A 26,053-nucleotide genomic window follows, 5' to 3' on the forward strand; every position below is an offset into this window, starting at 1 on the left:
ATATAAATATATGTTTTTATTCTATAAAAAGAAGATTTTTTAAATCTTCAAAGTCAATAATTTTATTTTCATTTACGTTAATTAAAGTTTTTGAAGGCTTCAAATGATAGTTATTAATATTATGACAATCGCTAAAAAATACTTGCTTGTAATCAATATTTAATCCTTGTTTAATTAGATTGGATAAGCGATTACTATTATTCTTATCACATTCAACATATTTAACATATTCAATAACATCTTGAAAATCCTCATAAGAACAACTGCCAGATTTACCGACATCTGGGATAATAAAAAAAACATAGTTAGCATTGCTAAAATGCTTAACTAATGTTTTAATATCAGCGCCATGTTTTCTAGATTGCAACTTACTTACAAGTCTAGAAAGTTCTTGAATTCGTTCTTTAGATAATTGGTTGTCAAAAACAAAGTTGCAATCAGCACCCTTAATTCTATTTTTAGATTTAATTCTAAATTCGACCCCAGGAAAGATTGAAATCTTATAATCATCGATTTTACTTATTAAATCTTGCAGTTCAAAATAAAAAGTATCACTAAAAGTATCATGATCAGTAAAACTAAATGCTCTGACATTATTTTCTTTTAGTGTAGATAAGTATTTATCACCGCTAAAAATAGTTTTAGGAACTTGTTTTTCTCCTATATACATTGAATTATGGCTATGAATATGGAGATCAACAATTTGTTTTGACATTGTTTTATTAGTCCTCTAGCAAGTGTTGGTTAATAAATTTAGCAACACCAAAGTTTTGACAATCATCAGCTAGATATTTTGCAAATGACTTATAAACGTCTTTAGCATTATTTACAGCAACACTTAAATTCGATCACTTAAACATATCTACATCGTTGTGATTATCCCCAAAACAAATTGTATTATCTTTAGTAATCTTGTTATTAAAGTTATTCTTTACTCAGAAAATACCACTAGCTTTAGATTCATTTGGACGAATTACTACGTCTTGTTTGTATTTGGTAACGCGAACATTACCATAATTACTTAAATCAATAAAGAAATCAGTTTCACGCTGAGTTAATGGTTTAAGTGCGATTGGTTTAGTGCTAATTGTCATAGCAGTGATTTGATCGTTGTAAAAATTAGTTACTTTAGACAGATCAACATATCTTAATTTAAACATCTCATTAGGATATTTCTCATTAATGAATTCATCTTGTAATGTTCATCAAGATTTATTCTTAGAAACATAAACCCCATAAGGAGTATTAATTGTATAAGATATGTTCTTAAATTTCTTAGCTAATTTTATGAAACGATTAATTACTGAACGATCAATAAATGTAGCTTTAACACATTTATTGTTAATAAAAACACAAGCACCGTCGTCAGTAATCGTAGGTAAATTAAACATATCAGTGCTAGCTAATAATGGATATACCTTACGGTAATCTCTACCAGTTGCTATTCCAGTGTATATTCCTTTTTTAATAAGTTTTTGAAAAGCTTCAACAACTTCAGCTGGAACATCGAATAGATCTTTGTATCTTTGACCTTTATATAAGAACTTAGATTCTTTCTTAGAAGTAATGATAGTATCGTCTAAATCAGTATAAACGAATTTCGTATTTATTAAACTCATATTTTTTGCAGTTATTATAATTTTAAAATACAATAATCTTTAAATTTAAAATAAATATTATAAGAAAATAGTATAGAGTGTTAATACGTAAGCTAAAAAAACTGATTTTTATCAGTCTAACATTCCTATTATCTTTACTGTTGTTATTGCTGTTTGGTTTGCTAAAACCTAGTAATAATAATGGTTTTATTTACTCAAATCGATTAAAAAATCAAGCAGAATTATCTGTTAGCAACACTACAGATACTATAAATGATAACGGATCAATTTATAGAAAAAGTATTGAAAAATTTGATCCAACACAAAAACCTGGTTATGAGCATAATAACAATTTTAATGGCTTGAAACTAACTAATGGTGGTTATATTTTTATCTCTGGAGAAAATGATAGCGACATTTATCGCACAGATTATTTTTATAACACTTTATGAATTTATCGTTTTGAAAGCAGAAACTCTGTTAGTCGCCATGTTATTGAAGTAATTCAAGATACTAATGATCCTAGTTCTTTTTATGTTTTAACAGCGCCTAAGAATAATGATGAAATTGCTATTAGAGCTTATTCTAATGGTGATCCAACTGGTTTTGGTTCAATTACTAAGTTAAAAGAAAATCTTGATCGAGATATTAATAAAAGGGTTGATTATCAAGCTGAAATTTTTATTGATCCTCAGTCATTAATTAGTAATATCCCTTCATCTTGAAATAACAGTCCAGAGTTTTTAAAAAATACTGTAGGTTTAACAAATAACGGTCAGTTTGTTTTTTCTTATAATAACTACTTATCCAATTTAGCTAATGTGGTTATTTATCGTCAAAATATCTATATTGTTGGTGGTAATGGAAATATAGATCCAATGATAAGTGATAGATTTCAATCATTAGGTATTTTCAGAATTGATAAGAATCTTAATAGCGTTATCGGATGACCTTATGCTGTTTTGATAGGAGGATGAGTAAATCACAATAATAACAATAAATCTGTCAATTTACCGATTTTTGAAGATGATCGGTTTAGTTATGTGATTCGTGGTGCGATAGCAGGAGCTAAAGTAATCTCAGATACTGGACAGATTCAAATTGGTGGTAGTTTTTCTATTGGTGATGATAATGTTCTAAATTTTGGGGATAACGATGTAAAACCTGTTAGAAGTAATAGCACTGATCTTCAGTTATTAGGGACATTTAGATTAAATTTAACAGTTTTAGATTCTTTAGGCGCATTTGTATCACCTATAGAAGATAGTCCGAATACGAATCTAAAAAAACTTAACCCAATGTTTTTAACCGTTTCTGGTTATGAAGATTTTAACTTTAATAACAATGGTGAGTTATTTAATAATAAAGAAGAATTAAGACTAAAATCCAAATTATCTTCAACTTCAAATTATTTTTATAACAATGTATCGAATTTTTCTTTTGGGTTTGATTTCGGTGCTTTTACAATGCAATTTAATGATCTTACGATTGTTTTTGATACAAACGATAGATATTATGTAATTCAACCACCTTCAACTTTAATGAATCATTTTGGTTCAGGAAATGATAAATATAACTGAGATAATTATGTTAATTCGATCAGCTCAGCTAATTATGCTTCAATTAGAGATGATACTGCAAACAATACAATTATTATTTTTTGATCTAAAAAGAAGCAGAATGTTGATAATAAAGTAGCTCTTGTGTATGTTGTTGAGAAAAAAAATGGTGGATACATCTCAAGACCAATAACATCAATCAATCAAAATATTTTAGATAAAACTCAACAAATTTCGAATGATTCTAATTTTGGTATCTACCCGATTAAGAATGTAGTTTCGTTAAACGGAATTCAAAATATCTTAGTGTATTTGGATTCTAATAATTCTAATCTTAATGCATTATCGTTATTCAATTTTTCGATCGATGAAGCAACTGATCAATTAATAATCGATAATAATTATCAAAATACTATATCAGCAAGAGATGCTTATCTTGGTAATGGTGAGTTATTGCTAAACCCTGGTAATGATGATCTTTTTGTTTATAATGTACAAAAAATAATTACTCCTTATGGAGATGATTATCGTATTAAGAATCAGTACATTAATTTATTTATAAAATACAACCGAGGGACTAATAATCGTAGACCAAATCTTCTACTTTTAATTAAAAAAGAAGATTTGGATCTAATGAATCAATCATTTAAAATGCAAGCTCTTGTTCAAAATCCTTTAGTCAAAAATTATTATGAACCAATCCCTGGATTAAATTTTAAGTATCGTTATTACGGATTTGGAGCTAATCCTAGTTGGGTATTTAGATTTATTATTATTGCTTCAATCGTATTTTTTGTTCCGTTAGTGTGAATCGGAATTATCTTTGTTTTGAGATTTTATGGTTTTTCTTTACGAGACTATATTGAAATTGAAAAAAAGAAACACAATGAAAAACAATTGTTATCTTCATTCAAAGAAATCATTGATGATTATGAAAAAAATCTTGTTAACGATAGCAAGAAGGGTTCGTTAATAGAAAAACAATATGGTGAGCTTATGAAGATGATTGATGTTGCTCAGCATCGCCAGTTTAATGAAAAACTCAAAGTTTACTTATTTGAATCTTCAGTGATTTCTAAAACAGAAGGTGATGATTTAGGTATGCGGTTGTTAAAAACAAAACTACAACTATTACAACGCTACTTAATTGATAATGGTGTTGCTTGTTACCGTTATAACTTAAAAGATCATAAGGATATATTCTTGAGTAATCCTAAACTAATAAATCATTTAAAGAAAACTAATTTCAAGTTACCTGTAATTATGGATAATAATGATATTTTACATTTTGGTAGCTATCCGACAAATGAAGAGATTTCAAGTATGTTTGGAATTAATATCAATTGGTTAAAAAAGATTGATGCTCTTACTTGAAGAATAGTTCATGATAAAAATAATCAAAATTTCTATAATTCCCCTAAATTTAGCAACGCTTATGTTGATAATTTAATGAATCAACTAAGAAACATACCTCCTAATCGTTATCAAAGCCAACAAAGAAAATAATTTAATTACTAAAACACTAAAAACCTTTACATTTTATGATTATGTTAGAATAATAGTGTTAAGTTTTTAACCTGGAGTGGCGGAATGGCAGACGCATCAGACTCAAAATCTGACAGGATCTATCCTATGTGAGTTCAAGTCTCATCTCCAGGACCAATAACTAATAACTAATAAACTAACTAACTTGGCATCCTTGGTTGATGCCATTTTTTATTAATAAAAAATAGAATTAATGATCTAGATATTAATTGAAATAAGATGCTAGATGATTGATTATCAAATTAATAGATAATTAATTCTTATTATCAAGAATAAACTTTAACTTTTAAAAAAAGATGAAAATATAAATTTATTTTTATTTTTTGAAAATTATGTTATAATTTTATTGTTAAGTTTTTAACCCGGAGTGGCGGAATGGCAGACGCATCAGACTCAAAATCTGACAGGATCTATCCTATGTGAGTTCAAGTCTCATCTCCGGGACCAATAACTAATAACTAATAAACTAACTAACTTGGCATCCTTGGTTGATGCCATTTTTTTTGTGTATAAGCAAAATTTATCTAAAAAATTACAATTTATCATCTAAATACTTAAAAAACATTAAAATAAATTTTTTGTAAATAAATTGTGTTGAAAGAAAATTAATAAAGGAATAGCAAAAAAAGCGATTAAACTAAATTTCGCAAAATTAAAGAATGAATACAAAGCGAAAATTCCGGTTCAATAATCATCTATAAACAATAAAAAGAACCTTAAATTGTTAGTTGAATTGTAATAATTAGCTATTTCTATAAAATTAATTGTTTTAACAGCTCTAAACCACCATCAATACAATGGAGTAATCAGTATCCCGTTTATAGCTGAAAATAACACCATAGATATTGGTATAATCAACATCCAGATAATTAACCATTTAATTTTTTTGTTTTTTAAATTAGTTTTATTAAAAAGCCAATTTAAAAAACAAAAAATTAAAATCACAAACACATTAATAATCGTTAAAAATATTATTCCTATCCAATTACTAGGGTTTCATATAAAATGAACGAGAGATAACGTTAATGACAACATTAACGCAGATATTAAAGAGCTAATATAAATAACGGGCAATAAAAAAACAATTGAGATGTCAATTGTTAAAGAGAGTGAACTAAAAAAAGGGATTTTTATTAAAGATGAAAAATAAGCAAATATAATAGCTAACGCTAGCATACTAGCGTTAAATGATAATTTAAAGTTAAAACTATAATTATTATTCTTTTTCTTATCTTTCTTTTGTATTAGCACGTGGTTATTATAAATATAAATTTATTTATATATAAAATATAATAAAGTATTATTATATTAATAGAAATTAATTAGATTAATAATGTCAAATTTATTAGAACTGAATGTAACAATCGAGATTCCTAAAGGTTCAAACGTTAAATATGAATACGATCGTAAAACAGGTCAAATATCTGTAGATCGTATTTTATATGGATCTGAAGTATACCCACATAACTATGGATTCATCAAAGAAGCTTTAGACTGAGATGGAGATGAATTAGATTGTTTAGTGATAGCTAACCAAGCATTCCAACCAGGAACTATTGTGCCTGTAAGAATTATCGGTGTAATGGGAATGGTTGATGCTGGTGAAACCGACAACAAGCTAATAGGTGTTATTTCTTGTGATAAACGTTTTGAAAACATTAAAACATTAAACGATTTAGGTAATCACCACCTTAAAGAAATCAAAGGATTCTTTGAAACTTACAAACTATTACAAAACAAAAAAGTTGTTGTTAAAGGTTTCAGAGATGTTGAATGAGCAATTCAAGAATACAAGAATTGTGTAACTTTAATGAAGAACTACGGATCACTACCTAAAGAAGAATTCATCGCTAAGATGAAAAAAATGTACCCAGTTAAATACGAAGAATAGTTATATTTAGCATTAATTATTATAAGTCGCATTTATTGCGACTTATATTTTTTATGTAAATCAATTAAATGTAATATAACAATATTTAGTTAATAAAGATATGGCTAGATTAACAAGCAATAATAAAATCATAAGAGTTCTTAATTATGATATTAAGATCATAAAGAAAAAAGGGATGAAGAATATCTATCTAAAGATCAAACCTCCTTATGGCGATATTATTGTTAGTTGTCCTTTAAATTGTACGGATCAGTTTGTTGTTTCGTTTGTATTAAAAAAACTGGAGTTTATTAATAAATCTAAACAAAAGGTGTTAGCGACAGCTAAACTATATAATAATACCTATCAAGATAACGAAATTATTTATCTTTGAAATAAACCACATAAGTTAGTTCTAATTGATTCTAAGCACAAACCAAGTATAGCTATTGAAGATAATCAGATTATCTTCAAAGCTGATAAACATCTAAAACATATGCAAAGAGAAAAAATCTTTAATAATTGGTATAGAAAGCTTTTATTACAAGCAATGAAACCGATTATTAATGAGCTTGAACTAAAAATGAATATCAAAGCTAATGAATACCGAGTTAAGAATATGAAAACTAAATGAGGTACTTGTAATGTTGATAAAAAACGAATCTGAATTAGTTTAAGATTAATTAAGAAACCAATTGAATGCTTATTGTATGTCATGGTTCATGAAATGGTTCATTTAATCGAAACTAATCATACAAAAAAGTTCTACAAGATTCTAGAACATTATTTACCTAATTGAAAAGAACTTAATAAATTACTGAAGAGTAGTTAAAATATTAAAAATTATTTTCCGAATTTGATAAGTAGATTATTGTTATTAATCTATTTTCCATATCGATCAAGTATATACATAATGAAAATAATAATTTATAATATAGTTTGATAACATAAGATTAGCATTCTTATTAACTATCAAAAGATTGATCTAATGAATGAATGATTATAGACTAAAACTATAATTCATTCATTTTTGCAATATGAATATATTTTATAGATTAGACTAATCAATATATATATATATATATATGAAAAGCATAAAGAAAAGTTTTATTACTAAATTATTATCGACTACAGTTTTTTCTAGCACATTTTTAATATCAATATTAAGTGGTAATATTAAAAATCAATTTTGATCTCCTAATTTAGTTAATAATTCAGCCACTACACTTAGAAATGAATCAGGAAAGAATCTGATCATTTAACGCTAATGGTGGTACTGGGGTTATGAATAACGTTCTATTAAAAGATCGTGACCCTATTCCTAAAAATAAATTTTCTAGAAACGGATATAAGTTCATAGGATGAGGAACGAATCCTAGTGATGAAAATCCTAGATATGTTGATAGGGCCGCATTTTTTGGTAACGGGAACGTTACTTTATATGCAATTTGATCAACAGATGCTAAAAAATTAACATTCAATACAATTGGTGCTTCTTCTGAATTGGTAAATCTTTGAGTTAAGCCAGGTTCAACAATCAATTTACCTGGTTCATAGGTAATTTATTTTTTGATGGTCGTTTCTTTGATGGATGAGCTGATACTAAAGAAGGTTTAAGAAAGTGAATCGATTATGCTAGTTTCACTATGCCTGATACAGATACAACAATTTATGCTAGATGAATAATTAAAGATCTTAATACAGGCGGAAATAATCCTAAGTACAAGAATTCAACAAAATGAGCGAGAGGGATAGTTCCTCCAGAAGAAGCTGATTCACACGTTTGAAGTGAAACTAAAGAGATTAACTGAGAACCATACTATGGTTTTTATGATGTATTCCAAGGTGAATTACCACTTTGTTGAGCGGCTTCAGGTTCTAATATGTTGGAATACTGAATGTTGCAAAATAGAGAATATTTAGATGATTACAATTTAACCTTACCAACAGGTTTTATAAATAGTGGAGGTAGAAAAGGTTATGATTCTCATTTATTTAGCGAAATGAAGGATACATTCAAAAATAGTAAACCTTATGGTGGTAGACAAATATGAGCGTTAAGTTGATTTTTTAATGGTTGACAAGATCAATATCCTAACACAGGAGCATATTTAAAGTCGCTTAATTTAAATGTAAATGATTATGCTGAAACAGTTGTTAGTAATACAAAATTATTTAATGATTCTATTAACTACATTATAGAAAATGGTGGAGCTATCGGCATCGCTTTTGCTAATCATGCATTCACTATATTTGGTGCTTCATTTGATGATCAAGGATATGTTGATGGTGTTTATATTACAAACAGTAATGATAATGATGTGTTTAGACATTCAGCGATATATTACAAAAAAGTTTATTACATAGATGGTAAACCAACCGTTATTAATGGTTCTGGCCAATATGATAGTTTAGCTAATTTCACCATCTTAAAGGTTAATAATGATTCTTGAGAAGAAATGGTTAGAAATAAAACTAAAAGCATTATTGAACCTACTTATAATGAACCTACTGAAAGTTATTCAAGTCAAGAAACTACTGTAAGTTCTCAAGAACAAATTAAATCAGCTCTATCGAGTGGTGTAACAAAAATTAAACTATCTGCCAACATTAATGTTGATAGTACTATTGAAATAAATAAAGATGTAACTATTCTATACAATGGCCATAAAATTACGGGATTTAGAGGAGGTCCAGTATTTAGGGTTAAAGGCGACAATCACAACATTAGTTTTGTTGGTAACAGTAGTAACAATTCAAACGAAGGTATCTTTGATGGAAACGGAATGATTTTATCAAGTGGTGCTATCGAAATATCTGGGAATAATAATAAAGTTCTAATTAAAAACGGTACTTATTCAAATAATAGCGGTAGAAACGGTGGTGCTATTTATATGAATAGTAAAGGTGGTTCTTTATTAATAGATGGAGCTAAGATTAATAATAACCGATCAGTTTCTAGTAATTATGGTCGTGGCGGTGCTATCTATGTTGAAAAAGGAACTGCTAAAGTTAAATCCGGTGAATTGAAGAATAACAGTTCTGATTATGTTGGTGGAGCTGTAGCAGTTAATGCTAATGCTAAATTTATTTTAGCTGGTGGCGAAATATCAAATAACAGTGTTAATTATGATGTTGGTAACCAAGACGGAGGTGGAGGAGCTATAGCTGCTCTTAGACATGGTGCGTTTATCGAATTAGCTGGCGGAAATATTACTAATAATAGTGTTCGAGGTGAACATGCTTATGGGGGAGCTATCAAGGATGCTTTAAATTCTATTACTATTTCTGGTAATGTAAATATTAGCAACAACCAAGACAAAACAAGAAAAACAACAAGTAATATAGCACTAGAATACAAAAAGTTTAAAAACGATGATAGTGCTATATCAAAGATTAAATATAAAAACAACGCTTCTGCAATAACTGCTTCTAACAAAATCGGTGTTCATTATATTAAACAGGGAACAGGACTTTTTGTTGATAAAACTACTACTGGTAGTATTAGTCTTCCAAGTTTATTTACAAGCGATAATTCTAAATACCAAATAACAACTGATGGTCATATTCAAGCAAGAGAAGATGATTATGAAATTGTTGTTAAAAATGATACTAACGCAATAACATATGGATCATCCGGTCAATATCGTATAAGTCTATATAAAAATGGCGATAAACAAAATGATCAAGATGTTAAACTAATTTTTAAAGGACGTGAAATAGCTCCATATTGAGATGATAATGAAGCTGTTTTTGTTATCAGTCCTATTGGTCAAAAATTAGATATGAAGCTTGGTGATAATGAATTTGAATTAGTATGAAAAGATAATGCTAAGATCATTAGAAAAAATATTAATATTACATTTTCTCCAGCAATCATTGAAAACAATGAAATTATTTGACAAGATTATCAAATCCGAAAAGAAGGAGATGGTAAATATGTTAAAGCTGAAATAACAAGTAGTTCTATTTATAACAATGACGAAGGTAAGGTGTTTATCAAGGTTAATAATGCTAGAAACCAAAAAGCTGGTAAATACACTGCTTACATCGCAGGAATTGGCGGTGAAAAAGCAAAATATTACCGATTAGCTAGTGGTATTCCGGATGAATACTGACAAAAGACATATACAATCAACAAAGATAGTCAAGCAATCGTTATTGAAGGTTCTCCTAAAGAAAAATCAATTTTAATGGGTGAATCATATACTTATAAATTCCAAATTAGTCAAAATGATACTCCTTTAACTACTGGTAAGATTCAAATCTTATATAAAGGAAATGTTTTAAAAGAACAACCATTAGATGTTGAAGGTAAAGCTGAAATCTTATTTGACCGATCTAGTTATTTAGGCTATGGCGATCATAATTTAACAATTAAATACGTATCAAATGATGGTAGTAAAACTCAATCTACTGATTGACTTTTAAGTGTTAATAAGAATGGATTAAAACAACTTTATTTCGATGGTAGTTTAAGTGCTAAAAGTGATTACGGTGTTTCATTTTCAGATTTAGCAATTACTTCAAATGGCACAGTAAAAGATGCGCAAAATAACGTCGTTGAAGGTAACTGAAAATGAGTTGTTGAAGATTTCTTAGAAAAACCAACTCCTTCAAGTAAGAAAACATACAAGGCTATTTTTATTCCTAAGAAAACAGGTGTTTATAAGGATCTAGTAACTGATGTTAGTGTAAATATTCAGAAAGCTAAGCAAATTGGTAGTGCATTTATAGATATTGAATATTTTACAAAAAATAGTATTAAGGTAAATGATTATCTAAGTAAAAATGGGACAGAAACATTATATTCGTTAGATGGAACTAAATGACAACCTTCATCACTATTTGCTGATTTAAATCCCGGACAACAATATACTGTTTATATGAAATACGGAGGAAATGACAAATATTTTGATAGTAAAGTTAGTGAAGGTAAAAGAGTAACTTTATTTAGTCCATCTAGCGGTTCTAATACTCTTAATATTGAAGCGAATCCTACAGCATCAGCATCTTATGGAACTGAATTAAAAGATATATTTATATCAGGTGGTTTAGTTAAAAATAATGGATCAATAGTTCAAGGAAAATGACAATGAGATGCCAATCAAGATCTAACAACATTACATGAAAAACCGTCTGTAGGTGGCTCTAAACAATATAAAGCTATATTTGTGCCTAATAACCATGATAAAGAACTTGGTGTAATATCAGCTACCATTACTCCGACTATAAGTAAAGCTACTCAAAATCAACTTTTAAGAATAACATTATCATCTGTTTCTAAAACAAGTATTCACTTAAATCAAATTACTAGTCCTAACGGTACTAAAGTTCAATATAAAGTAAATAACGGTTCTTGACAAGATTCACCTAATTTTGATAACCTTAGCCCTGATACGAATTATGTTTTTAAAGCTAAATTCTTAGGTAATGATTCATATTATGAATCACCTGAAACAAGCGCTACTTATTCTACTGATTCTACAGATGATAATAAAAATGCAACATATTCAATCTCTTTAGAACATAAAAATGATCATGTTGTTTATGGTCAAGATGTTTCTGTATCAGTAATAGTAAAAAATGATAAGACTCATCAAAATGCAACAAATGGTAAAGTTAGAATGTTCCGTGACTCTACTTTTATTTGTGAAGCTGATGTAATTGACGGTAAAGCGGTTTTAACTTATAACACTGCTGGTAAGATAATTACTGCATTTAAAAAAGGTTATGATGGAGCTGGTCAATATATAAGAATAGTTTATACTTCAAGCGGTAATAAGTCAGTAGTTCTTTTTGATAATTTAATTGTTTATAAAAAAGAATTAAGTGTAGAATGAAAGAACAACAAAGTTCGTTATGAAAACGATAATAAGAAAGTTAAAGCAAGACCTAATAATCTAGTAGGTACTGATGATTTAAGGTTATATGTTGATAACGGCAATGAACAAAGTTCAGGGGTGTATACAGCAAGAGCATATATTAATGATTCTAAAGATTTAGAAACACCTTGATATGTTTTAGATTCTAGTAAGAGTTTTACAGATTACACAATTAAACCTGCTAGCGAAAAACCACAAGGATATGTGGATGAAAATGATGACGACTCTGATAGCTGAGAATATACTAACACATACTCTAATAGTAATGAAAATTCGAATGATAATTCATGATCTAATAATTATGATAATTCAGTAGATTCAAACAATTCCGATAGTTCTACAAGTTCTAATAGTTCTGATAATTCAGTTGATTCAAATGAATCAAGAAACAATGAAACAACTAACCGTCCTGTAAATAATAAACCAAAATTAACTGGAATTAGTTGAATTGATGTCATGGTTGTTAAACCTGATTGTGATATGAATAACAGTGATCTTAAGTTACCTAATGAGCTTAAAGTATGAACTGATTCAGCAGGTTCTATAAATCTTCCAGTTAATTGAGATTTAAATAATATAACTTCTAGCGACAAAGAAGTTGATGGTCAAAAATTCAAGAACTTATCAATTAATGGTCATATTATTTTAAATGATAAGATTGATCAAAACGATGTTTCATTAAATGTAACAGCTGAACGATTAGTTCCACAATTTGACAAGTCTAAAAAAGATGTTGAATTAAATGTTGTTGTTCCAGATCCTGAGAATACTAATAAAGCAACTATTCTTATTAATAAACCTAAGAATTACAAAATTTATTATTCAATTGGTGATCAAACTCCAACAGTTGATAGTCCGTTATACACTGAACCTACTGAGATTGTTAATGATTCAACTGAAGATAAAACAATTACAATCAAATATTTGATTGTAGATGAAGAAACAAACAAAGCAGTTGAAAAGAGTTATTCATTTGTATTAAAAGGTAATACAACTATAGATGACAAACCAGAAACTAACAATAAATCAAATTTAACAACTATTCTAGCTGCTACAATTCCTACAGTTGGAGCGGTAGGTATAATTGGTGCTATTGCTTACTTCTTTAGTAGAAGAAAGAAAAGAATGACTAGATAACTATAAAAAATATATACTTTAGTTTTAGAGGTATTTCATAAAAAGAAAAAATAATGCAACACTTTATGTGTTGCATTATTTTGTTTTATTGAACCTAATTAATCTACAAAGTTGTAGAATGCTATAACTTATTGAAGAAATATTAAGGTTTATTGGTTGATAATATTAATTAAGTAAACCGTAGATTAAATTAGTTTATTTATCTTGTTAATAAATAAGTCTTATCGTATAAATAGTACTAATTTTTTTCAATGCAGTAAATCTTTTTATTAATCTCTCATAATTTTTCTTCATCCAAATGAATTTCTTCAATATCGTTCTGATTATTATTCAACTTATCCATTATTAATTCGTACAATTCATTTGATATTTCAGGATTAGTTTTTAACACATTATCATACCTAGATGGTTTTGTAAAAAATAATTTATCGTAGTTAATTCTAGTTTTAGATTTAGAAGGTTTTTTTGTATATTTGGTTCTTCGTCTATAAAATTCTGAATATCCTTGTAATTCGACTTTTTCATATATAGTTTAACTCTTTGACATTGAACAAAATAAGGATTATTGATATTTCTTTTGATGCAAATATAGATATGGGAGGTAAGTGCTAAATCATTTTTTTAGATCTGTATAAGTAGATCTGTATAAGGTATTTTTATTGTTATTACATCCTTAAATTAATCAAAAATTATATCCCCTTCTTCGTCAATATCAACAAAAATAGGATTATGAACTTTCTTGTTATATTTAATTTCTTTTAGTTTATTTTCTAAATCATGAAGTTCTCCAGATACAAACATTTCATTGTATTTATCTCTAGGAAAAATAAAGTAAAATTCAGATTTATTAAAATTAATTATCATTGATTTTTTTACTAATTCTAAGGGGTACAAATCATATAATTCTTTAATCAGTTTTTTGTCATTATCATTAAAATCATTTTTTGATAATTTTAAAAATGGATTATTCAATATCTCTTTCTCTTTATTTTTTCGAATATTAAATTCATGAGTAATTTCTGATAATTCATTTCCTGTTAATGATTTAACGATAAATGATATTCTCTCCGCAACCTCTTCATTTACATCATTTATATGGTTATTATATACATTTTCACAATCATTTTGAAAATCTTTAATTTTAACAATTCTCTTTCTTACATCTTGTAATTCGTTCCAAATGTATTCATATACTGGACCATTTTTAAAACCTAATAAATTAGAAAAATTAGTTTTTTCACCTAAGCTATTAATAGTTGCTTCATACAGAAATAAAAATTTATTTAGTTTCAAACTAGAATATTCATTTCTTTTTAATCATCAACCAGATAATGCTTTTTGCCAATCATTTGTATCAAAGAAAATGCTCATAATAAATATTTATTATATCAATTAAGATTTGTAACACTTTAAGTTATCAGAATATTAATAACCGATTTATCAAAACTTTCTTAAATTAATCATTTACAAAATAATTAACATAATTATTATTTTTAATAAATTAAAAATAATATACGCTATAAAATTATTGAAATATCTTATATTTTTTTAAATAACATTGATCTTTTTTGGTGGAGATTGAATTATAAAAACCATTATTTCTTGTTCTTTAAATGGAGAATTGGAATTAAAATTAATTTAATAGAGTTTATTGAAAGACTGCCTATCATACTTGATTTCTTTGAATGAAATTTATTGTTCATTACAGGTGATGATAAGTAATAAAATAAATATTTACTATTTATCTTCTTTGGTTTAAAACAAGTTAATTTATTAACAAGGAAACATCCTCTGTTAAATAACCTGTTTTTCTTCCTGCGTTTCCGAATTCAATACATAATAATGAAGAATTAGTATTAGCTATTTTAAAGTTGTTATTAAATTGTATTTTTGCGACCTTTTTTAGTTTATAGAATTATCGAAACCTGCTCTTTTGTCGTTATATAGTTATAGCCATTTATATGGCCTTTATATTTAGCTTTTTTATGTTTATATTATTTTCTCTATAAATACTTAAAATTGTTCTAATTTAACTCATTCTCAACTATCAGAAATGATAAATGATAGTTTATTATCATCGCATGTTTTTGTCCATTTATTATTCAAAAAAACCAACAATTTTTCCATAAATAAAACTATAATTTTGTTAATTTTTTACCGTGTTTTTTCAAAATTATTTTATATTTTCTTATCTAATTTTATTTAGTGATTTAATGACTAGTTAGTACATTTTAATTACAGTAGGAATGTACCTTCAACGGCGTATTGAAGAATAGATTTTTTAAGTTGATCACCAGTAATTATTTTTATCTTTTTCTTCTGTTAAAAAAATTATTAATTTCATATAAAATGTCATCAATTTTTTTACTAATTTTTTCTTTTAGATATTTATTAATTAATTTTTTTAGGTTCTATGATTTCTTTTCATTATGCAAGAAACCACAAAGATCCTAATTATAGTTAAGTTCAGTTAATTCTTCAACATTATATTTTTCATCTTTACAACCTTTTCGTCAGTAACCTCTTCTCTGTTATTTGACCATTCTTCAACCAAGTTTAATTTTCTAATAACATTAGTTTTGTTTTAAAAAGTTTTTATAACCTTTAGGCATATCTAAACGATAAACTCAATCATCTTTAGTTCTTTTAGTCTTATTAAAGAAGAATACATTAGTTGTGTTCCGGTATAAGATGAAAGGATTTATTAAGATTGCGTTGAACTTTTCTTCTTCAACCTAATTTAAAGATTTTCTTATGAACTATTACCATTTATTATGTTTAGGGAATAAACATCGTGAATCAATAGACTAGTTATAGCTAAAAGATAAGGTAAAGGTTTTTTCTCTATACCAAATAAATTTCTTTTAAACATTCCATGATCTTTAACTAGTTTAATTCTAAGTAATAAACATTTATATACATGAAATTAAAGAACCACCTGTTCATATACAAAATCTGAAATTCAATCAGTTGTTTTAGGATCTACTGCTTAAAAATAAAATCGGTTAATGATCTAGGTGTATAAGATTCTCCAGTATTTCCTGATGATTAGAAATTCTTTAAAATGTTTCATAAATTTAGCTATCATTGCGCATTGTGTCCTGATTTTTTTTATAAAGTTATTTATTACTCATAGTTACAACTTATCTAAAAAAATATTAAAGGTAATCCTTGATTATTGCTTCTAATCATGCAAACTTAAAACTAGTTATCTAATATATTTATTTAGTTCATATATAAACTAAATACTATCGAAAAATAAGTGTTAAATATAGTTAAATAATAAAATGATTTTTACGAATAAAAATCTATAGATTTATATAACTTAAGACTTAATAACCTAAATTTTATTGATTTATTAAACTCTTGAAACTACCTAAAACAAGCTTATATTAAGTAATAATCAAATATTTAAAATAGAATATTTTAATATTTAGTGTATGTCAGAATTATTACTAAGCAATTTAAGTGTTAATATAGGTGAAAAAAGAATATTGACCAATATAACAGCATCTATTAAAGCGGGTGATGTTGTAGCAATCATGGGTCCTAATGGACATGGAAAATCTACTTTATTAAAAACTATTATGGGTCATTATGATTCAAAAATAGTAAGAGGTAAAATTGTTTTCAAAGATCAAGTTCTTAACAAAATGGAAGTAGATGAAAGAGCTAGATTAGGTTTATATTTAGCTAGTCAATCTCCTGAAGAAATTCCTGGTGTTTCATTAGTTGAATTTATTCGTTCAGCGATAAATGCTAGAAGAGAAAAACCTATTGATTTACCGGAGTTTTATAAAATAGTTCAATCTAACACTAAAAAACTTAAAATGAATTTTGAACTTTTAAATCGTTCTATTAATGAAGGTTTTAGTGGCGGTGAAAAGAAGAAGAATGAAATCCTTCTTTTAAAGACTATTAATCCAGATTTTGCTATGCTTGATGAAATCGATTCTGGATTAGATGTTGATGCTTTAAAAATAATTACTAAAGAACTTCAAGAATGAATTAAAGATAAAACTAAATCACTAATCATAGTTTCTCACTATGAAAGAATGTTTAAATTAATTAAACCTACAAAAGTATTTGTTGTTGTAAATGGAACAATAATTACTCAAGGCGATGCTAGTTTAGCTAAAAGAATCGACAAAGAAGGTTATGATTGAATTAGAAAAGAATTCAATATTGACTTTAAAGAAAACAAAAATCAAGATTTTGATCTAATCGATCCATTAGGTAAATAATGAATTATGGATAAAAAATATTTTGTTTTAGTCGATTCTAATAGTTCGGAATTTAATTATCAGATACCTAAAAATGTCGATAGCTTTATTCATTTTTTGGATATAAATAATAGCCATTCTAATTTAAATATAAATGTTGACTTAAATGAGAATTCTTCGGCAAAAGTTATTATTTCTACATTTGGTATCAATGAAAATAATAAGAAATATAACATTAAATTAAACCATTTATCAAACAACGCAAAAAGCGTTTATCAAAACTATGTTGTAGCGACTGATTCTTCGAGTGTGTCTTCAACAATAACTAGCGTTATAAAAAACAACACCTATCACAATGATACGATTCAAGAAATCAGAGGTGTATTATTAAGTGATGATGCAACTGTTAAAGGTGAACCGCAATTGATCATTGATGATAATAATGTTAAAGCTAAACACGCTATGGCTGTGGGTAGATTAAATCAAGGTCACTTGTTTTATTTAATGTCTAAAGGTGTTCCTAAATCAGAGGCTATCAAACTAATCTTGATGGGTTACTTCATTAAAACAATCGGAATAATAGATGAAGAAGAAAAGAGAAAAGAAATAATTAAGCAGATTGAAGATTTATTCTTAAAAGTTAATTATGAAAGTTCAATTAATTAGAGAGCAATTTAGTTGATTAAAAAATAATAAAGATTGAATTTATTTTGACAATTCAGCAACAAGTCTAAAGCCTGATGTCGTAATAAATTCAATATCTGATTATTATCAAAATTGATCGCTAAATCCGCATAATAAAGATACGGATATATCTAATAAATTAAACGTAATAATTAATGAGACTAGAGAAAAAACAGCTAAATATTTAGGTGTTAATGCCAATGAAATAATTTTCAATAGTTCGGCTACAGAAATATTGAATTTATTTAGTTTTGGTTTAAGTTCTTATCTTAAATCTGGTGATGAAATCATAGTTAATGAATTAGAACACGCAAGTAATCTAGTTAATTGAATAGAATTAGCTAAAAGAAACAATCTTAACTTAGTTTTAGTTAAATCTTTAGATGAAATTAAAGATAAAGTTAATAATAAAACTAAGGTTGTTTCTTTTTCTGCGTTATCAAATGTTTTTGGTTATGAAGTTGATTATCTAAATTATGCAAAAACAATAAAAACTAAAAATAAAGATTGTTTAGTTTTTATTGATGCAACACAATTAGCTGCGCATAAAAAGATTGAAATTACCGAAGATATTGATGGATTATGCTTTTCAGCTCATAAAATTTTTGGGCCAACTGGTTTAGGAATTGGATACATCAAAAAAGCGTTACAAAAAACATTAAAACCACTTAAATATGGCGGGGATATGTATTATGATTTTAATATCAATAATAAAACAATCTCATTCAAAGACAACCCACTTAAATACGAAGCTGGAACTAATAATATCGCATCAATCTATGCTTGATCTAAATCATTAGATTTTATTAATGATATTCATGAAAATGGTTGGTATGATTACGAACAAGAATTAGTTAATTACTTCAAGAAAAAAGTTAAAGAACAAGATAAACTAATTCTTATCAATAAAGATTGTAGTTTTCCAATTTTCTTAGTTCAGATACCTAACATTCATTCACAGGATCTTGCTTGGTATCTTTCAACTAAGAAGATTGTCACAAGAGCTGGTGTATCTTGTGTTCATTTATTAAAGAATTATCAAAAAGATGGTTATGTTAGAGTTTCGTTATCGGTATATAATACAAAAGAAGAAATTGACTATTTCTTTGAAGTTATCAAAGACTTTGAATTAAAGGATGTTTTAAATGAACTATTCTAACCCATTGATAAGAAGACAAGTAATAATAGATTATTACCAAAACCCAATAAATTACCTAAAAACACCTATTAACAACGATCAATATCAAACAATACAAACTAAATCAGATAGTTGCACAGATCAATTTGATATTTATCTATTAATTAAAGATAACGTAATAGTTGATCTTAAGTTTAGTGGTAGTGGTTGTATTATTTCCCAAACCACTTTTGATTGTTTATCTAAATATTTAGTTAACAAGAATATTAATGAAGCTAAAGAATTATTAAATGCTTATTTAGAATTCATTTTTAATGATCAAAAAAATGCAATATTAGCCGAAGAATTTGAAGTTTTTTCTTCAGTTAACATGCAATCAAATAGAACAATATGTGCAACAATTAATGCAAAAGCATTAATTGATTATTTAAATAAGGAGTAAATCAATGGCTATTTCAAAAAAAATCTTAAATAAAAAATATCAATATGGATTTTATGATAAAGATACAGCTATCTTTGAAACTAATAAAGGAATTTCTAGAGAAATAGTTAAAAAGATCTCTAAATTAAAAAATGAACCAGAATGAATGCTAAAAATTAGATTAGATGCATTTGATAAGTTTATTAAAATGCCTAATCCTAGTTTTGGTCCTGATCTATCATTTATTAATTATGATAATGCCATAATGTATTCTAAAGCGATTGATAATCCGCAAACAGATTGAGAAAACGTACCTAAAAAGATTAAAGATACTTTTAAAAAATTAGGTATTATGGAAGCTGAAGCGAAATTCCTAAATGGTGTATCAACTCAATATGATTCTCAAGCTGTATATAACAATATCGCTAAAGAATTGGAAGAGAACGGAGTTATTTTTACTGATACTGATACAGCAGTTCAAAAATATCCTGAATTAGTTAAAAAATACTTTGGATCAATTGTCCCTGCAGATGATAACAAATTCGCAGCTTTAAACACAGCTTTTTGATCTGGTGGTTCATTTGTATATGTACCCAAAGGTGTTGAGATTAGAAAACCACTGCAAGCTTATTTTAGAATCAATGGAAAAAACGTTGGTCAATTTGAAAGAACAATTATCATTCTAGAAGAAGGTGCTAAATGTCACTATGTTGAAGGATGTACTGCTCCTGTATATTCTGAAGATAACTTACATTGTGCTGTTGTTGAAGTTTTCTTGCACAAAAACTCAGTTGGTCGATATACAACGATTCAAAATTGATCTGATAATGTTCTAAACTTAGTTACTAAACGTTCAATTGTTTATGAAAATGCTAAGATGTCTTGAATTGATGGGAATATTGGAGCAAGAATCAATATGAAGTACCCGTCATCAATTCTTGCGGGTGAATATGCTTCTAGTGATTGCATCTCAATAGCAGTAGCGAATAAAGGAATTATTCAAGACGCAGGAGCTAAAATGATTCATTTAGCTCCACATACAAAATCTAGAATAGTATCAAAATCAGTTTCATTCAACGGAGGAGATACTTGTTATCGTGGTTTTGTTAAAATTGATAAAAATGCTCATTATTCTAGCTCTAAAGTAGAATGTGATACCTTGCTAATGGATAATATCTCCAGAACTGACACTCTACCAACTGAGATTATTAAGAATAAGTATTCTACTTTAGAACATGAAGCTAAAGTATCTAATATTAGCGAAGAACAATTGTTCTATATGATGTCTAAAGGAATATCTAAAGAAGTAGCCGAAAACTTAATTGTGTTAGGTTTTATTGAACCTTTCACCAAAGAACTTCCAATGGAATATGCGATTGAGCTTAATCGATTAATTACTATGGATATGGAAGGAAGTGTAGGTTAATAGTTTATAATTAATAAGATATAGTGTTAATTAATATTTAGCTTATGCGACCTTTTATTGAGCCAAATTATTATGAAGTATTAGGTGTAGCTGAAACTGCTTCTAAAGAAGATATCAAAAGAGCATTTAGACGTCTAGCACGTGAATACCACCCAGACGTTAATAAATCGCCTGATGCTGAAGCTAAATTCAAAGAGATCAATAGAGCATATACTATTCTAGGAACTGAAACTTCTAGATTTGATTTTGATCGTCGACTTAAACAAAGACGTCAAACAACAACATCTGCTGCATCTTTTTTTCAACAACGCAATTCAACTAGTACTAATGTAAGCCGTAATAATCAAAATTATTACCAAATCCTTAATGTATCTGAAACCGATTCAATCGATAAGATTACAATTCAGTACAAAATGGTAAGATTGCAACACTCAAGTGTGTTTTCAAGAAATAATTTTTCGGCTGAAACTCTTCGTAAAATTGAAGCGGCTTATGAAGTATTAAGCGATCCAAATAAAAGGGCTAGGTATAATCTTTATTTAAAACAGACTAATCCTTCTGTTATGAGTTTTGAAGTTTGATTGGCTAAAAACCCAGAACCAACAAACGTTAAGAAAAAAGTTGCTCCACCAGTAATTAAGGAAGAGAAACAATCTAAACAAAAAACAGAAAAAGAATCAACACAAGAACGATTAGAAACAGAAGATAAGCCTCAAGAAGAAAAAAATAAGCAAATTCACGACCCTGATTCTTTATTCACTAAAACAATCAAGGGTGGCCTTCGTATCATCAAAAGAACTACCAATATTCAATTAGGGTTAAGTTATTTAATGCTAATCTGTATTATGATTAGTTTAATCTTAACTTTCTTGCAAAAAAACTCAGTTCTTGCTGATGTATATCCAATACTAAGTTCGATTTGATATCCATTCGTATCAGTTTTATTTGGAATAACAACTTTATTAAGTTTCTTTAATATGTATTTATCATGAGACTTTAGTGTTAAGAATCCAGAATTCAAGAAAGTTAATATGATGTGAATAATAACTTCCTTATTATTCTTTAGTGTTTTTTATGCTGCTTATGTAACTAAAAAAGCAATTGAAAACCAAAAAATATACATGAATCGAATAAATAATTCGTAATAATCTTTATAAATTGTTAATATAAAGTAATCAAACGGTAATAAGGTTTTATGAAAAGAAAAGTTGCGATCTTGGGAACAGGGGCATGAGGCACTGCTCTAGCAAATGTTTTATTAAAAAATAACCATACTGTAAAAATGTGGGGGATTGATTTAGATGAGATCAAAGATCTAAATAATGGTTATAATACTAGATATTTTGGTCATAAAAAGTTATATAAAGCTCCAGATTTAGCTTCAACTGATTTAGAAGAAGTTGTAAGTGATTGCGAATTTGTTTTATTAGCGATTCCTTCTAAATTCTTTGGAGATGTTTTAGATAAACTTGCTAATGTTTTAAAAGATCGTAAGATTAATTTAATTAATGTAGCAAAAGGGATTGATTCTAATACTAAGCAATTTTGATCTGATGTAATTAGAAAGTTATTCGAGAAAAACCTATTGTCATTAACTTCATTACTAGGTCCTTCATTTGCGATCGAAGTATTTAACAACCATCCAACAGTAATTAACGCTGTATCAAGCGATATTAATGCTTGCAAAGATGTTTGCGAGTTATTTAACAACGACACTTTTGAATTAATTCCTTATCAAAATGAATTATCTGCTCAACTATTTGCTGCGATTAAAAATGTTTGTGCGATAGGTACAGGAATTATTTTCGAACAAAGTCAATCAGCTAACACAAGATGCGCTTTTTTAACTAAACTATTTAACGAAATGGATAGCATGTACCAAGGTTTAGCTAAAGATAACTACAATCCTAAAGATTGTAATCAATTAAGTGGAATTGGTGATTTCATTTTAACTTGTACTAATCCACAATCAAGAAACTTTAGTTTTGGTAATCTAATCGCTAAATATGGGATAAAAAATGCTTTATCTAAAAATAACAATACTGTAGAAGGTTACGTAGCTGCTAAAACAATGTACGAATTGATTAAAGCTAATAACTTGGAATTAAAGTTACTTACAACGATTTATCAAATATTATACGAAGATTTGGATGAATCTATTTTGATGAAAAAATTGATTAATTAATACTTATTATGGACGACAAAAAGAAACTAGAAGTTAATTTAACCGCAGTTATTCCTTATTTTGATGATTACGAACAATCTAAAGCAGAGAGCGAAAGTACAGTGATGATCTCTGATAAAACGATTGAATTATATGAGTATTATCAAAACGCAATAAAAGATATTAAGTTATCTAATACCAAGGAGATTTATCTTAATGATTATGAAGCGATTAATGAGATAAACAATAGTTTTTATCAAAACTATAATGATTCAGTTAATCAACAAAATCAATATAGTTCATCATCAAGTGATGAATCTTCTAGTTTTAATCCTGAACGTCAAAAAGAATTTTACCAACAACACGCTCAAGCATTTTATGATAATCCTGAATTTTATCAAAATCAGGATTATGCGAATAAAAACGGATCATATAATTCAGAACCTTATGAAGGTCCTTTATTTAATGATTCGATTTATAATGATCCATTTATTAGTTATGATGCGACACCGATTAATAATCAACACGTATCATCATTTACTGATGGAAGAGAACGCTTATTTTCAGATAGTGTAATCGATCCTAAAGAAGTTGAAAGAACAGCTGAAGTTGAGATTGAGAACTTTATAAAGAAAACGGCTGATAAAAAAGAAGCTAAAAGGAAAGCTAAGGAAGAAAAAAGAAGACAAAAAGAAGAACAAAAACGTCGTCAACAAGAAGAGAACGAATGATATAGAAAAGCGATGGAAAACAACACCCAATCGTTCAAAGTTGATTTCGGTTTTGATTATGAAAGTGTTGATTGAGAAAACATTGACTTCGGTGGTGGTTTAGCTGATGATAATAATGAAAGCGAGATTGATGAAGCTTACAAAACGCTTGGACTTAGTCGTAGCGATTCGAATGATCAGATCAAATCTGCTTATCGTAAGTTAGCAAAAAAATATCACCCAGACCTTAATAAAGATCCAGGTGCTGAAGAAATGTTTAAAAAGATTAATCAAGCTTACGAAGTTTTGAGTGAGTTTGTGCTTTAGTTTTGATTTAATGTTTTAATTAAATTGATAATCGCATTGATATAAACTTCATAACATACTTTAATTTCATCAAACGTGATGCATTCATTAGGTGCGTGCATTAATACAGAATCTTCTGCTGGACCAAAAGCTACGCAGTTATCAACTAATTTAGCATAAGTTCCTCCGCCAATTATCTTTGGTTGAGGATCTTTTTTATTAGTTGTAAATTCATAACAATCTAACATTAGTTTTAATAATGGTGAATTCAAATCAAAGTTTTTAGTTGGTTTAGTATCTATTAATTCGAATTTAGCATTAATCTTATTTTCTTTTAGATAGTTAATAATACCATTCTTAACATCATCAGTAGTATAAGTTACAGGTACTCTTAAATTCGTATTAACATAAATCATATCATCTTTAGTAAAGATTGTACCGATGTTAGCAGTAACTTCACCAGAGAAATCATTAAAACCTTTTAACGCAGTGTTTAGAGCGTAATGATTATCAAAGTAATTATCATTAATATACTTAATTAAATCCTGATTATCGTCAAATACCTTACCGTATGATTTCAAGGCATTAACGATCGCATTAATTCCTTTGTTTGGTTGAGAACCATGCGAAGCGACACCAATATATTCAACACCATCGTTAAGTAATTGTTTGTTGTGATTATCTTGATAATCCATCAATTTTTTATTGTCACTTGTTGAGATTTTGCAATAATCAGCAATTTGATTAATTACACTTCCTCCATTAATTATTAGTTTATTTTCAGAATTGAAAATTAAACTAAAATCGTAGATTAGTTTTTCAGTGCTTATTACTGGTCATTGACCATCTGGCGTAAATCCGAAATCAAACTGACCATGTTCTTTGATATAGTGCTTCATGCTATCCATATCAGTTTCTTCGCTAAGACCAAAGATTATTCTTATTGTTCAATTAGGATCAATTAAATTATGGTCAAGTAAGTATTTCATTACATATAAACTGATAATACTAGGTCCTTTGTCATCAAGAGTTCCTCTAGCAATAATACTATTGTTTTTAATGATCGGTTCAAACGCTGAAGTGTTTCATTGTTCAACTAAACCTTCAGATACCACATCAAGATGACACATGATGCCAAATAATTTAGAGCCATTACCGATTTCGCAATAACCATAACGGTTATTTTGATCTTTATAAATTCTAAAGTCAAATGATTTAGCTAAATTTAAAACATAGTTTAAAGCATCATCAAGATCTTTTCCATAAGGTAGTTTAGGGTCGTTTGATTTAAATGAAACAGAAGGTATTGCGCAAAGATTTTTAATATCCTCAATAATTAAATTTAATTCTTTATCTGTTAATGGGTATTTTTTGAACATTGTTTTAT

At 27.5% G+C, this 26,053-nt stretch carries 18 protein-coding genes, 2 tRNA genes and 1 pseudogene; 16 read left to right on the forward strand and 5 right to left on the reverse strand.

The genetic code is table 4. The features are described 5' to 3' along the window. Window positions 1-16: 16 nt before the first annotated feature. The gene (locus NMG77_RS01245) at window positions 17-715 is read right to left on the reverse strand and encodes a PHP domain-containing protein (protein WP_255034888.1); all 699 of its coding nucleotides are present in this window, start codon (window positions 713-715) and stop codon (window positions 17-19) included. A 7-nt stretch (window positions 716-722) separates the two neighbouring features. Then, window positions 723-1,619, reverse strand: coding sequence for an HAD-IIB family hydrolase (locus tag NMG77_RS01250; protein ID WP_255034889.1), 897 nt, complete (start codon window positions 1,617-1,619; stop codon window positions 723-725). A 158-nt stretch (window positions 1,620-1,777) separates the two neighbouring features. Here NMG77_RS01250 and NMG77_RS01255 point away from each other — a divergent pair, with 158 nt between their 5' ends. From NMG77_RS01255 to NMG77_RS01265, 3 genes are all read left to right on the forward strand, one after another. Then, window positions 1,778-4,663, forward strand: coding sequence for an arsenic metallochaperone ArsD family protein (locus tag NMG77_RS01255; RefSeq protein ID WP_255045971.1), 2,886 nt, complete (start codon window positions 1,778-1,780; stop codon window positions 4,661-4,663). Window positions 4,664-4,733: 70 nt separating this feature from the next. Further along, window positions 4,734-4,819, forward strand: a tRNA-Leu gene (locus tag NMG77_RS01260). 244 nt (window positions 4,820-5,063) lie between these two features. Further along, window positions 5,064-5,149 (forward strand) — tRNA-Leu (locus NMG77_RS01265). Between the two features lie 117 nt (window positions 5,150-5,266). Here NMG77_RS01265 and NMG77_RS03890 read toward each other — a convergent pair. Next, a complete protein-coding gene (locus tag NMG77_RS03890; RefSeq protein ID WP_369127947.1) occupies window positions 5,267-5,953 on the reverse strand; it encodes an MPN527 family putative ECF transporter permease subunit in 687 nt (228 codons plus the stop codon). Window positions 5,954-6,035: 82 nt separating this feature from the next. On the opposite strand from NMG77_RS03890, the gene NMG77_RS01270 reads away from it, so the two are divergent. The 5 genes from NMG77_RS01270 (at window position 6,036) to NMG77_RS01290 (ending at window position 13,594) form a co-directional block, all read left to right on the forward strand. Next, entirely contained in the window at window positions 6,036-6,593 is a 558-nt protein-coding gene (locus NMG77_RS01270) for an inorganic diphosphatase (protein ID WP_255034891.1), read from the forward strand. A 100-nt stretch (window positions 6,594-6,693) separates the two neighbouring features. After that, a complete protein-coding gene (locus NMG77_RS01275) occupies window positions 6,694-7,404 on the forward strand; it encodes a YgjP family zinc-dependent metalloprotease (protein ID WP_255045972.1) in 711 nt (236 codons plus the stop codon). Window positions 7,405-7,657: 253 nt separating this feature from the next. Continuing rightward, the gene (locus NMG77_RS01280) at window positions 7,658-7,834 is read left to right on the forward strand and encodes a hypothetical protein (RefSeq protein WP_255045973.1); all 177 of its coding nucleotides are present in this window, start codon (window positions 7,658-7,660) and stop codon (window positions 7,832-7,834) included. Next, entirely contained in the window at window positions 7,806-8,129 is a 324-nt protein-coding gene (locus NMG77_RS01285; protein ID WP_255045975.1) for an InlB B-repeat-containing protein, read from the forward strand. Before NMG77_RS01280 ends, NMG77_RS01285 begins: the two co-directional genes overlap by 29 nt. An 89-nt stretch (window positions 8,130-8,218) precedes the next feature. Further along, window positions 8,219-13,594, forward strand: a complete 5,376-nt coding sequence (locus NMG77_RS01290) for a hypothetical protein (protein ID WP_255045977.1) — start codon at window positions 8,219-8,221, stop codon at window positions 13,592-13,594. Between the two features lie 678 nt (window positions 13,595-14,272). Here the strand turns inward: NMG77_RS01290 and NMG77_RS01295 are convergent. Further along, window positions 14,273-14,965 (reverse strand): type II toxin-antitoxin system antitoxin SocA domain-containing protein, encoded by a 693-nt coding sequence (locus NMG77_RS01295; RefSeq protein ID WP_255045978.1) that lies wholly within the window; start codon window positions 14,963-14,965, stop codon window positions 14,273-14,275. A gap of 2,069 nt (window positions 14,966-17,034) precedes the next feature. Between NMG77_RS01295 and sufC the strand changes: the two genes are divergently transcribed. The 8 genes and pseudogenes from sufC to NMG77_RS01335 form a co-directional block, all read left to right on the forward strand. Next, entirely contained in the window at window positions 17,035-17,838 is an 804-nt protein-coding gene (gene sufC / locus NMG77_RS01300) for a Fe-S cluster assembly ATPase SufC (RefSeq protein ID WP_255034897.1), read from the forward strand. A gap of 6 nt (window positions 17,839-17,844) precedes the next feature. After that, window positions 17,845-18,483 (forward strand): SufD family Fe-S cluster assembly protein, encoded by a 639-nt coding sequence (locus NMG77_RS01305; protein ID WP_255045979.1) that lies wholly within the window; start codon window positions 17,845-17,847, stop codon window positions 18,481-18,483. Beyond that, a complete protein-coding gene (locus NMG77_RS01310) occupies window positions 18,464-19,660 on the forward strand; it encodes an aminotransferase class V-fold PLP-dependent enzyme (protein WP_255045980.1) in 1,197 nt (398 codons plus the stop codon). Before NMG77_RS01305 ends, NMG77_RS01310 begins: the two co-directional genes overlap by 20 nt. Further along, entirely contained in the window at window positions 19,647-20,081 is a 435-nt protein-coding gene (locus tag NMG77_RS01315; RefSeq protein WP_255034900.1) for an iron-sulfur cluster assembly scaffold protein, read from the forward strand. The genes NMG77_RS01310 and NMG77_RS01315 overlap by 14 nt, the downstream gene beginning before the upstream one ends. A 4-nt stretch (window positions 20,082-20,085) precedes the next feature. After that, the gene (gene sufB / locus NMG77_RS01320; RefSeq protein WP_255045981.1) at window positions 20,086-21,486 is read left to right on the forward strand and encodes a Fe-S cluster assembly protein SufB; all 1,401 of its coding nucleotides are present in this window, start codon (window positions 20,086-20,088) and stop codon (window positions 21,484-21,486) included. A 44-nt stretch (window positions 21,487-21,530) separates the two neighbouring features. Next, window positions 21,531-22,631, forward strand: a complete 1,101-nt coding sequence (locus tag NMG77_RS01325; protein ID WP_255045982.1) for a DnaJ domain-containing protein — start codon at window positions 21,531-21,533, stop codon at window positions 22,629-22,631. 50 nt (window positions 22,632-22,681) lie between these two features. Then, complete coding sequence (locus NMG77_RS01330) at window positions 22,682-23,671, forward strand: NAD(P)H-dependent glycerol-3-phosphate dehydrogenase (protein ID WP_255045983.1); 990 nt, start codon at window positions 22,682-22,684, stop codon at window positions 23,669-23,671. 836 nt (window positions 23,672-24,507) lie between these two features. Then, a pseudogene (locus NMG77_RS01335) lies at window positions 24,508-24,675 on the forward strand (DnaJ domain-containing protein); the annotation flags it as partial. 8 nt (window positions 24,676-24,683) lie between these two features. Here NMG77_RS01335 and NMG77_RS01340 read toward each other — a convergent pair. Continuing rightward, a complete protein-coding gene (locus tag NMG77_RS01340; RefSeq protein ID WP_255045984.1) occupies window positions 24,684-26,045 on the reverse strand; it encodes a Sapep family Mn(2+)-dependent dipeptidase in 1,362 nt (453 codons plus the stop codon). Window positions 26,046-26,053 lie beyond the last annotated feature (8 nt).

The sequence above is a fragment of the Mycoplasma bradburyae genome (assembly GCF_024339025.1).
Classification (GTDB): Bacteria; Bacillota_I; Bacilli_A; order Mycoplasmatales; family Mycoplasmoidaceae; genus Mycoplasmoides; species Mycoplasmoides bradburyae.